We start from the raw sequence: 10,883 nt of genomic DNA, 5'->3' as shown, positions 1-10,883 counted from the left end.
GACGGATTACCCACGAACCGGAGAACGAACGATGAGCGGCGAACGAACCAGCGGCGCGGTGGACCAAGAGGCCTTCGAGAAGGTGATTCGCGACAACCTTTCGCCGGAGGGAGTGGCGGCGCTGGTGATGGCGCTGCAGCCCGCGGGATCGATCCGGGCTACTACACCGGAAGGGGAGCAAGCGGTGCAGCAGGTGCTTTGGTTCCGCAACACGCTGCTCGACATGATCGGGGTGAAGACCTTCAACCAGCAGATGGACGAACTTGGTTTCTAAGCCGAAACGCCTTCGCGGGCGTCGCTCGGCGGTGGTTCGCCGGGCCTGACGATGGCAGCCAGTCCATTGCGAACCAGGAGAGTGATCATGTCCAAGAAGACCAGCACGAAAAAACCTGCCTCGAAACCAGCCAAGGCTAAAGCCGCCAAGAAAGCGAAGGCCCCCACGACCAAGCCCGCAGCACCCGAAACAAAGCCCACCGGTACCTGCCCAAAGGGTGGCAATCACGAATGGACCGAAGAAGGTGCCGAGCGGTTCTGCACGAAGTGCAAAGAGCCCGAGGTAACAAAAGGCAAACGAGCGAAATCGGCCAAGAATACCAAGCCCGCAACCGACAAGAAGATGTCCGCGCTCGACGCTGCAGCGCGACTTCTCGGAGAGACCCAAGAACTAACGATGATGGGCTCCGGCCTGGTCTCGAAGTACGACGGCGGCAAAATTCAGATTTACACGAACTCGCACGTCCTTTGCCTGATGACGGTGGCTGAAGAAGCGGCGCAGCAACGAGATCGCACAGCGAACATCTCAAAGTTTGCCGTGGAGATACAGTTTCCGTCCGGCAAACGGAAAACTGCGGACAGGATTGCTGTATCGACCGATCGAGACGTCGCCTGCGTGGAGGTGAATGCCGAAGGCCTCACTGAGGGGATCGACTTTGTTGTCGTGCCCGCGGTTAAGAATGCGATGGAAGTTCTCGACGTCCAGCACGGCGACGACGTTATCGCCGTCGGAACTCCCCTGGACTTGGAGCTTGCGAATAGCTTGACCTTTGGTCGAGTTAGTTCGTTTCGGACACTTCAAAACGACCCCACCAAGGTGAAGTGGATTCAGCACGACGCCTCAATTGCGGGTGGAAACAGTGGTGGTCCACTCTTCCTGGCCCGGAAAGGTCGGGCGTATTGGATCGGGATCAACACGCTCGGTGCAGACGGCGCGAGCCTATCGATGGCGATCTCATCGGATGACGTGACAAACGCACCGCTCAGATGGTCCGAATCCAGTCCCTCAGGGGCGGCGGCGTTGATTGAACAAGTGTACGGAATCGCCGCTGTGGCCGGAAATCAAAAAATGGCTTACAGCCCAAACAAAACTCCCAGACCGTCAGCGGTGACTGGTCGTCAACCCGCCCGTGTGAGCAGCGAACCGTTCGTGATAAAGAAGCCGGATTCGCTCGCGACCATACTATGGCCTTTCACGAGCAGTTATCCGTACATCAGCTTCCGCGGAGCCATCTTTTGGGTGTTTCTACTGAATGGGGTCCGATGGTTCTGGACTGCACCTCGCTACAGCCCCGGCGGATAGGTGTGGAGACGCGCGGAGTTGCGGTGCAAGTCCGGCGTGAAAACACGCCTGGTGACGTGTAGCCACTTGGAAAAGAACTGGTCTAGACAGGTGACTCTTCAGTTCCCTCAGTGGCGGGAGGCGTTAATTGCTGCAAATCCCATTTGCCGAGGGGGCAGGTCTCGTGGGCGAGCCAACTCTTGATGGCGACAAAGCATCCGCAGCTTTGGCAGCGACCTGCCGAGAATATCTCGCAACCGTGGCAGGTTGCGAGTCGCGTTTGTCGGGATGCACTGGAGGCCAATCGACCTCCACCGACAATAAAGCGGGTTGCAGATGTAACGATGGAATGGATCATACTTCACCTCGGAGGTGTGCTAGGTCCAGTGCGTTATTGTAGCCGGAGGAATACACGGGCGAAGCCTGCGGGCCGATCGGGATCGGGGAGCGTCGTGGTAATCAGCCGGCCGAGAGCATCGTAAGCATAGTTCGTCACTCGCGAGAGAGGATCGGTCACCCGAGTCAGCTGATGGGCTGCGTCATACTTGTAGGCATAGACGGGAGCTGCCAGCACGCCGGGGCCGTCTGGATCAGGTAGTTGGACGCCGGTTTGACGATGCAAGTTATCGAACGTGTAACTCGTCACGCGGCCCAGTGGATCGGTGACGGCAAGCAAGTTGCCGACTGCGTCGTACGAGAAGCTGGTGACGCGTTGCTCCTTCGTGACGCAACTTCTCGCGAGGCACCGCTCGTTTGGTCCTGGTTGTTGAAAAAGTAGCGGACTTTTTCAACACGACCACGCGCCATTCCCGAAGAAAACCCACGAAGCTGTTGAATAAGTCGCACCCTTTTTCAACGCCCCTCGTATTGACTATTCATCGACTTGCGTCGTTCGCGATGCTTCCGTCACCCACATCAACATAAATTCACGGCTGGCGAGTGCTGCTGTCTCTTGGCATAAAGTCCTTTTTACCTCTAACATGGATTGCCTTGCTCATACCCCCATCACCACTGGCTGGGCCAGTGCCACCCAAAAAGGACTTCACCGACAGTGCCACCCAACGCCGTGAACCCTTTTTAGGCAGCGGTCGTGAGGTAGCGGGCGCGATGGATTTGGGACTTGGTGGCGAGTAGGAACTCGGGAGAGCCAGCGGGCGGGTCGGGACGTTTTTTGCGAGGATAGTTGCGGCTGGATTTGTTGGCTCGCTCGTAGGTGTCGCGCACTGCTTGAGGGAGTTGGTGGGGGAGCGATTGTTGCCGAGCCAGCGGATGTCGATAGTCGCGCATCAGCCGCCGATACGTGCGCCAGACGCCCGCTAGGCTGAGTTGAGTAGGATCTAGTTGTACGCGCGTCGCTTGGACCTGAGCATCGAGCGCCATGCTCCATAGTCCCAGCAGCGACCACTCCAACTCCAAACGCGCATGCGCGGCATTGGTGCTGCGAAGTTTGCGGCGCTGATACGTTTGCTTCAAGTGGCGAAAGAAGAGTTCCACGCCCCAGCGACGACGGTAAACGTCGAGGACTTGCCCGCGCGATAATTCTTCTTCTCCGACGCTGGTGAGCAAGTAGACCGGATACTTTCCACCAGTGGCCACGACGAGGCGTAACACGAGCGGCGGCTGACTGCGACGGGCAGCACGATCGGGCCAGAGATACACCGTGCCAACGACTTCGCGGGAGAAGCCCAGCTTGTACAGCAGACGCACATTCGAACCGACTCGCACCAGGAAATGGCGACCACTGTTAACAACGGCGCGCAGACAATCGTAACCCACGAAGCCAGCATCGGCGGTGATCAGGGCATTGCTCGGAAGTTCGTCGAGCATCGCCAACCAATGCTCGCGCTCGCTACTGCCGGTCGGACCGATTCGCCACGACCAAGGCAGTCCTGTGCCGACGTGAAACAGCAGGGTCAACCACATTTGCGGGACGCTTGCCTTGCGCGAGTGAATCGCGGTGCGCGGTTTCTGGCGACGATTGCGTTTGAGTTTTCGTCCCTTACCATCGCGAACCGGAGCATGTGCCGCCTCGTGTGACTTGCTTCGCGGCACGTCGACTCGGCTGCCATCAATGCCGAAGAGGACCAGGCCATGAACTCGCCAAAGGGTGGGTAATGCACGCTGCATCTGCCGTCGAAACGTCACCTGCAATACGCCGACCAGCAGCACCGTCCAACGCAGCAGCAACTTCATGAAGGCTTGCACCGAACTGGCAAACTCCTGTTGCGGCGCAAACAGAAATTGAGCTAATCTGCGGGCAGCAAAGAAGCGGTCCCCCAGCGTGAGTTCATCCGACCAAGCCCAGAGCAACGCCGTGGCCGCCAATTGCCGTGGGCCCCACGTGCAGTCGTCACGAAACCGAATCGCACCCCAGTCCCCCTCGCCGAGCAATCGCTCCAGTGACTGCTTGAGCTGATCCGCTTGGAACTCGGCAACGACAACCTGACTTCGACCTTGCTGACTTCGACTAGGGTCTTGATGCGACATTCCCGAATCCTTTCGGGTGAGCGGTGAACGATCCTTTCGCGGTGAGAAACGAAAGCATCGCCACTAACCTCAATCGCATCAAGACTTTTTCACTCTCGCCAAAAAGGGTTCACGGCGTTGAGTGCCACCCAGCCGCGTGGGCCTCGGTCGTCAGCACCACATGATACTTATGCTCTAATCTTGGCATCCCTGCCTCCCTGAATTCCAAAATGAGCGATTCAGGAGCAACGTAACATGAACCTGACTTTGGGCGATAGACCAACTACTACCCGGCTAACACCGGATTGGGCGAACCGCTGATCTAATAAGTTGTGGCAATGATCCCTAAAACACAAATGAGTCAAACATATCTGAGACACGATATGACTCTAAATCGCGGTGCCGCTCCACCGCGACGTACTTCAGGTCGTTAGAGAATTGCACACTCTCTACTCGTGGGGAGTCAAATGCGTTCCAAAATGAAAACACACCGCGACTCATGTCGATGCCAATTGCGTCAGTGGTTGTAACTACTAGAAAGCGATCTTGATCATAGCGAGACATGCCTTGAATGACTCCTCGTAAACTGGCGATGTCTTTCACTTCTCGTTCCGCGACCAGGACTTGCGAAACTAATCCATGAATTTGTCCTAATATTGCTCTCCCTGAATCAGGGCAGGCGACAATCGTATTGATCGATCCCTCAACTTCGGCGATCTGTTCGATCCTATTCGTACGCAGGCACCACGCAAGGACCGCTCCTTTAGTGCATCCCATCAGTACGACACTCTGTTCTGCAAAAAACGCCGCACAGCGAACATAGCGTGGCAGCGCCGACGTGATTGCATCTGAGACTTTGAGGGTGCCGAGTGACCAAACCGCAATTTCAATTCCTCCCGTCATTTCGTCGCGAGATGAGGAGATTGTGGCATAGGTGTCACTGCTTAGCCGAACAATGCTTGTGCCGGCCGCACCAGCCCCAGTCGTTACCTCACGGATGGTTCGCCTGCGAAAATCCGCTACAAACGTCTTGTCGTTCGCGGAGAACAGTACGCGCTGCGGATCGGCAGAGTATTGCATTCCAGTTACGCAAATATCGCTTCCCGATAAGTCGACCTCAGTCCTCAGCTTCGTAGCCGTATTGCCATTAATCATCACTCGGCTGCATTCATCCACCATTGCGAAGTCTCGGCCGTTGTCTGACAGCGCGAAATTTTTCAGGAGTTCGCTGTAGGTAACCCGTGAGACTGGATCTAGTTCAAAAATCTTTTCGCTCATGGTTTTCCAAATCCAGGAAGTTTTTGGCCAGAAAGATACTCCGGAGTGAGTTCCTTCACAAACTGGCGGCCCTTGCCAACGCCGGAGAATGTTCTTTGCCCCAGAGTATCGCCTGTCGCAATTGTCACATCGTAAACTCCTTCTTCACTCGTCGCGTACACGCCTAGAATTGTTGAGTAGCCAATAATAAATCCGTCTTTGTTACGAATCTTCGACAAATAACCTTGTTGAATTACGTCGCCATTTTGAAGTGTTACTGGCCCCATAAGTGATGATTTGCAGTAAGCGGGGTTTATGCGCAATTCTCCATTGGCCAATCCTCTTAGGAGGGCTTGATCGACTCCCGATGCTGCGGCAAGCCCAGCCACAGGACCCTCGGTCGCCGTTGCGTGAGTTACAGTTCCGGCAGTGACAAATATTGCAAGCCAGCCGAGTGCTTTCAGATTCTCTGGCTTGGCAACCTTTCCGGCAGTGCCAAGGAGTGACTTTAGAGCACCTCCCGCTTTTTTAATTGCAGCCTGTCCATATTTAGAAGCTGCGAAGCGTTTACCCATTCTGTCAATGAGACCCTTGTGCTTTGAAGTGTCAACTTCGTGGTTTTGTAACAACTTCAGAAACTTCTCAATCGACTTCGCGTCCTTTTCGATATCATCGATTTTATTCGATCCATATTTTCCGATGTCAGCGAGATCGAGCCCCTCTTCGTCGGCCATTTGTAAACGACGGTCGAATAGTGCAGCGCGCGGCGGAGCCGATGGTCGGTCGAAAAGTGCAGCGCTAGCCCTGCTCGTGAGAATCCGTAAGGCAGATTTGAGGCTTCCCAGCGTCTCAAGCCTTACGATCCGCGAGCGTAGCCCATGCTGCGAGATATGCATAACTGGACCGAAATCCGTCGTCTTGTCCTGACCGAGAAGAAATCCAAACGAGCGGTTTGCAGGGAATTTTCCCTTCACTGGCAGACCCTCGAAAAGATCCTGCAGCACCCTGAGCCGCCCGGTTATCGACAACGTCTGCCCCGGGAGCGGCCCAAACTCGATCCGTTCCTGCCGATCATCCACGAGATCCTGGAGCAGGACAAAACGGCGCCCCGCAAGCAGCGCCACACCACTAAACGGATCTTCGACCGCCTGCGTGCCGAGCATGGCTACACCGGCGGGATCACGGTGGTCGGCGAGGTCGTGCGGGAGTGGCGAACGACCACGGCGGAGGTGTTCTTACCCTTGTCGCATCAACCGGGCGAAGCCCAGTTCGACTTCGGCGAAGCGGAGGTGGTGCTGCAAGGCATGCCGACGAAAGTCGCGTACTGCGTCATGTCGTTGCCGTACAGCGACGCGTTCTTCGTGCAGGTCTTTCCTCGCGAATGCACCGAGACGTTTCAAGCGGGCCATCAGCGGGCCTTTGAGTTCTTCGGCGGCGTGCCCCGCCGGATCAGCTACGACAACAGCCGGATTGCTGTGGCCCGGTTCGTGGGGAAACGGGGTGACACGCCGACGCGTGAGTTCCTACGGCTGCAGAGTCATTATCTGTTTGAGCATCACTTCTGCCTGGTGCGACGGCCGATGGAGAAGGGGCATACGGAGAACCTCATCGGTTTCGCGCGGCGGAACTTCCTGGTGCCGGTACCACGGACCGGCAGCCTGGAAGTGCTGAATGCCGAACTCGAGCGGCAGTGCTGTGAAGATCTGGAACGCCAGTTACGCGGACAACCGGCGAACAAAGCCACGTTGTTGGCAGAGGAGCAGGCTGCGTTGTTGCCGCTGCCGAAGTCGGGCTTTGAAGCGCGGCGAGTCGAACCGGCCCAGGCCAACTCTCTTTCCTTGGTTCGCTTCGACGGCAACGATTACTCGGTGCCGACGCAGTATGCTCATCAGAAAGTGACCGCAATTGGCGGCCTGGAGGAAGTTCGGCTGGTCGTTAACGACAAGTTGGTTGCCCAGCATCCACGCGACTGGTCGAAGGAGCAGGTCCATTACAACCCGCTGCATTACCTGGCACTCTTGGAGCGGAAGCCAGGGGGCTTGGACTTCGCGAAACCCCTGGAAAACTGGGGCTTGCCGGACTGTTTCGATCTCCTCCGGCGGCGTCTGGAAGCAGATGGCGGCGCACACGGCCGCCGGGAGTTCATCAAAACCTTGCGGCTGCTGGAGACTATCTCGCTGGCTGCATTAACTGCGGCGATTGAGCGGGCACTGGAGATCGACGTTCTGGCCGTCGATGCGATTCGGCTGCTCGTGCAGCAGGGACTGGAAGAGCCGACGCGGTGGTTTCGGCTGGACAATCATCCGCATCTGCAGTCGCACTCGATCCCTCCTCCCAATCTCCTGTCTTACCGTGAACTGACCTGCGCGCTGACGACGGGAGGTGTGTTATGAAATCTCTCGAAACCAAAAGCACGGTGCTGCTCAAGCATCACTTGAAGGCCCTACGGTTGCCGTCGTTCCTGGAGGGCTGCGAGAAAACGGCCCAGCGGTGTGCGACGGAGAACGTCGATCATCTGGGCTTTCTGCTGCAACTGTGTGAGCTGGAGTTACTCAACCGTGAGAAGCGTGCCAGCGAGCGGCGGCTCAAGTCAGCGCGCTTTCCCAACCTGAAATCGCCTGGTGATTTCGACTTCGCCGCCCAGCCCTCGCTCAATCGCGTGCTGGTGGCAGAACTACTGCGGTGCGAGTTCGTGGAACGCCGCGAGTCGGTGATCTTTCTCGGGCATCCGGGCACGGGGAAGACGCACCTGGCCATCGCGCTTGGCATTGCCGCCTGTCAGCGGGGCAAACGGGTCCGCTTCTGCCGCGTGACGGAACTGATCACGCAACTTATGGAAGCCCGAGAAGAACGGACGCTGCTGCGGATGAAGTCGTCACTAGCCAAGTTCGATCTGCTGATCCTCGATGAGCTGGGTTACGTCCCCGCCAGTAAGCTGGGCGCGGAGTTGCTCTTCGAGGTCATCAGTAGCGCTTACGAACGCCAATCGTTGATCGTGACCACCAATCTGCCGTTCGAGCAATGGACCGAAGTCCTGGGCAGCGAGCGCCTGACCGGCGCCGTGCTCGATCGGCTGACACACCGCTGCCACATCCTCGAATCGACCGGCGAAAGTTATCGCTTGCAAGACGCGCGGCGCCGCCGCAAAGGATCGCGCCCGAAACCGGCGACCTCATCCTTGTCACCCGCCGATGAAACGGCAGAATCCTAGCCGTCGTTACAACCGTCGCAATCCTTCCTCCTCCGGAGGAGGAAGGATTCTTACTGGAATGCCCCAACACCCTGATTTAGACTGAGACCCTTCCCCACCTCAGCGCCACACTTTTCAACCGCCGCGCGCTGCACTATTCGACCGTCGTTTACAAGCAATCGCTGAACGGCGCAGCTTCTTCGGCAGAGATTTAATCTTGTCGCTGCCATGACGAACAAATCGCATCGGAGTAAGTCCTATAAATGCAGGGAATGATTCAGTTGCAGGATCCAAGAGCAGGCTGTACAGGCGAAGGTTAGTGGGTCAGAACAACTAACGCAGCCAAGGACCGAGAGGGTGAGGCGAACAACCCCGCAGAGCAACGAGCAGTCTCATGAAGGACTTCCTTGCCACCAAAACCGGCCAGAACGCGCATCATTAGCACGCAATATGTTGATGGCGCAGACAGAAGCACTCGGCTATTGTTTGCGCCTTGCTCGGATTCGCGGCCACAGCGTTGTTACGTTACTGTACTGACGGCCGCGAAATCGACCTGGCGCTTATACTTGACATTATGTGTTTGTCAACTTCCGCAGGAGGGTAAATATGAAATGCAAAACCAAATTTAAGTGACACAAATCTGCTAGAAAATTCTTGCACTGACATAATCTGTCACTGGGCTTGGCACTCTCATACGAACTGCTGTGAGCGTTGCAAGGGAAATGCCGAGAGTAAATCGTCTTGAAGTCGTGCAACGTCGGCGTGCCTTCTGCTGTTGACTTTCGGCAGCAACTCATCAAGAGTCGCGTCAGTCGACAGTATGTGAGGAGCTGGCGGTGGGGCTTGAAAGGCGGAAAAGTAATCGAAGTACTTGAACAAGGGCATGCCCACATTGTCCTCTTTGCCAGTGCCGAGTCGTAACCAGCAGTTCGGGACGGCTAGTGCATCTGCGATGACGAGACCATGCAGAGATGTCGCGGCGATTGCTTCACAGGACGCTGCCTGGTCGATGGTGGCGCGAATGTCGCCACAGGGGTTGATCAGGAGGATTTCTGGAGAGGAGTTCAATAACGCACTTAGTTTGGGGTGCTTAGCTTCGCTCCAATGCGGCCAAATCCCTAGCTTGTACTTCACCTTTGCTTCGGATCGGTGCAAATGGCCACATAGCAGGCCTGGGTCACCGACCACTGTGTCCTGGGTTCCAACATCTCCGAGCGTATTTAGTGTCAGTTCACCTCGCACTCCCACGATGTTTGCTCTGGGGAACGGCATCGCAATGTTGCCAAACATGCGGCCGGCACCCCATATATACCCGGCGTAAGTCAGCCATGAATCTTGTGGCCAAAACCACGGCTCCAGCACGCTGCCAATCGCGACGATGTCAGCTTTGTCAATTGGTGAATAAGTAACTTGTTTCCCAGTGAGAGCCTGCACGAGCGCTGGTGCTAACTTGTCTCCAAAGTTTCCGGTCCCACCGCCGCCTTGCCACCAGTACATCTTGATCATCGAGTCTTCTCCGCCTGAATAGTCGTTTCTTAAGCCCGGACCAATTGCCTGTCAGATCCCTGGAACTGCTCCCGTGCGGGATCGTGATGCTCGACGGGCTCGGTGTTGTCCGTTCCCAGGTGATATGCAAACGTCCCGAACCGCTTGGTTTCGCAGCCCGCTTCTTCCCAGCTAAAGCAATGCGAGCCGATGTGGCCCAAGCGGAATGAGGTGTCTGCCATGATCTTGAATCCACAGCGACGAGCCCGCTCGCAGAAGGCGAAGTCCTCCGCGAGGTACCAGCTACCCCAGGGCTCCTCCTGAATCAGCGGTTGAAAGAACGGGATCATTGGCCGCTTCCAACGCGTGTTGCAACTTGGCAACCCCAATTTGCTCTGGATCGCCTCATAGGCGGCCCGCCTCACATGCAAAAAGCCGGTAGCTGCATAACGGATTTCCGTCAGACCTCCGCCTCGACCGAAGGTGAGTTTGTTCGTTCCTGGCAGGACGTGAATCGTCAGCTCTCGTTTGGCCTTCTTGGGATAAACGCCACAGGTGATTGTAAGGCAATGCTGTCGAAGGCGGTCAACAGCATCGGGTTCAAACGATATGTCAGCGTCGATCCACATCGTTTCGGCGAAGCCTTTGGCCAGTGCATCGGTTGCCAGTTGATTTCGCCCCTGATCGATGGCTGAATAGCCGCGAACACGCCAGACCGGATAGCCACGCCGTTCGAGTTCGTGCAGCGACGCCTCACAAGCGGGCTCGATATGCGATCCAACCGGGACCAGGATCACGCAAGAGTGATTGGCATTATTCATCGGCTTACCCATTAGCTCCCTAAATTGTGGCCGGCCAGTTAGAATCGAGTGACATTTGCTGTCACGTCGAATACGTTGGGCACTAGTGATAAATCGCAATCCGGCTTCG

General features: G+C 56.5%; 11 protein-coding genes and 1 other RNA gene. 5 read left to right on the top strand and 7 right to left on the bottom strand.

Annotation, left to right across the window (positions count from 1 at the left end):
- The first annotated feature begins 31 nt into the window (after positions 1-31).
- From ETAA8_RS06325 to ETAA8_RS06315, 3 genes are all read left to right on the top strand, one after another.
- The gene (locus ETAA8_RS06325) at positions 32-274 is read left to right on the top strand and encodes a hypothetical protein (protein ID WP_145086480.1); all 243 of its coding nucleotides are present in this window, start codon (positions 32-34) and stop codon (positions 272-274) included.
- An RNA gene (locus tag ETAA8_RS06320) (hammerhead ribozyme type II) lies at positions 274-338 on the top strand. The genes ETAA8_RS06325 and ETAA8_RS06320 overlap by 1 nt, the downstream gene beginning before the upstream one ends.
- A 23-nt stretch (positions 339-361) precedes the next feature.
- Positions 362-1,576 carry a S1C family serine protease gene (locus ETAA8_RS06315; protein WP_202921607.1) on the top strand — a complete coding sequence of 405 codons (1,215 nt, stop codon included), beginning with the start codon at positions 362-364 and terminating at the stop codon, positions 1,574-1,576.
- 82 nt (positions 1,577-1,658) lie between these two features.
- On the opposite strand, the gene ETAA8_RS35840 is transcribed toward ETAA8_RS06315, so the two are convergent.
- From ETAA8_RS35840 to ETAA8_RS06295, 5 genes are all read right to left on the bottom strand, one after another.
- Positions 1,659-1,913, bottom strand: coding sequence for a DUF6171 family protein (locus ETAA8_RS35840; protein WP_391484805.1), 255 nt, complete (start codon positions 1,911-1,913; stop codon positions 1,659-1,661).
- Positions 1,914-1,946: 33 nt separating this feature from the next.
- A complete protein-coding gene (locus ETAA8_RS35550) occupies positions 1,947-2,231 on the bottom strand; it encodes an RHS repeat domain-containing protein (protein ID WP_145100231.1) in 285 nt (94 codons plus the stop codon).
- Between the two features lie 401 nt (positions 2,232-2,632).
- Positions 2,633-4,042 (bottom strand): transposase, encoded by a 1,410-nt coding sequence (locus ETAA8_RS06305; RefSeq protein WP_145083689.1) that lies wholly within the window; start codon positions 4,040-4,042, stop codon positions 2,633-2,635.
- Positions 4,043-4,366: 324 nt separating this feature from the next.
- Positions 4,367-5,299, bottom strand: a complete 933-nt coding sequence (locus tag ETAA8_RS06300; RefSeq protein WP_145086474.1) for a WD40 repeat domain-containing protein — start codon at positions 5,297-5,299, stop codon at positions 4,367-4,369.
- Positions 5,296-6,012 (bottom strand): hypothetical protein, encoded by a 717-nt coding sequence (locus ETAA8_RS06295; protein ID WP_145086472.1) that lies wholly within the window; start codon positions 6,010-6,012, stop codon positions 5,296-5,298. The genes ETAA8_RS06300 and ETAA8_RS06295 overlap by 4 nt, the downstream gene beginning before the upstream one ends.
- A 144-nt stretch (positions 6,013-6,156) precedes the next feature.
- Between ETAA8_RS06295 and istA the strand changes: the two genes are divergently transcribed.
- Positions 6,157-7,671, top strand: coding sequence for an IS21 family transposase (gene istA / locus ETAA8_RS06290; RefSeq protein ID WP_145086469.1), 1,515 nt, complete (start codon positions 6,157-6,159; stop codon positions 7,669-7,671).
- Positions 7,668-8,489 (top strand): IS21-like element helper ATPase IstB, encoded by an 822-nt coding sequence (gene istB, locus ETAA8_RS06285; protein ID WP_145086466.1) that lies wholly within the window; start codon positions 7,668-7,670, stop codon positions 8,487-8,489. The genes istA and istB overlap by 4 nt, the downstream gene beginning before the upstream one ends.
- A 669-nt stretch (positions 8,490-9,158) precedes the next feature.
- On the opposite strand, the gene ETAA8_RS06280 is transcribed toward istB, so the two are convergent.
- Both ETAA8_RS06280 and ETAA8_RS06275 read right to left on the bottom strand, forming a co-directional pair.
- Positions 9,159-9,974, bottom strand: a complete 816-nt coding sequence (locus tag ETAA8_RS06280) for a polysaccharide pyruvyl transferase family protein (protein ID WP_145086460.1) — start codon at positions 9,972-9,974, stop codon at positions 9,159-9,161.
- A 29-nt stretch (positions 9,975-10,003) separates the two neighbouring features.
- Positions 10,004-10,774, bottom strand: coding sequence for a hypothetical protein (locus ETAA8_RS06275; protein ID WP_202921606.1), 771 nt, complete (start codon positions 10,772-10,774; stop codon positions 10,004-10,006).
- Positions 10,775-10,883: the final 109 nt, after the last annotated feature.

The organism is Anatilimnocola aggregata, assembly GCF_007747655.1.
Lineage (GTDB): Bacteria > Planctomycetota > Planctomycetia > Pirellulales > Pirellulaceae > Anatilimnocola > Anatilimnocola aggregata.
This window is presented reverse-complemented; position numbering and strand designations above follow the sequence as displayed.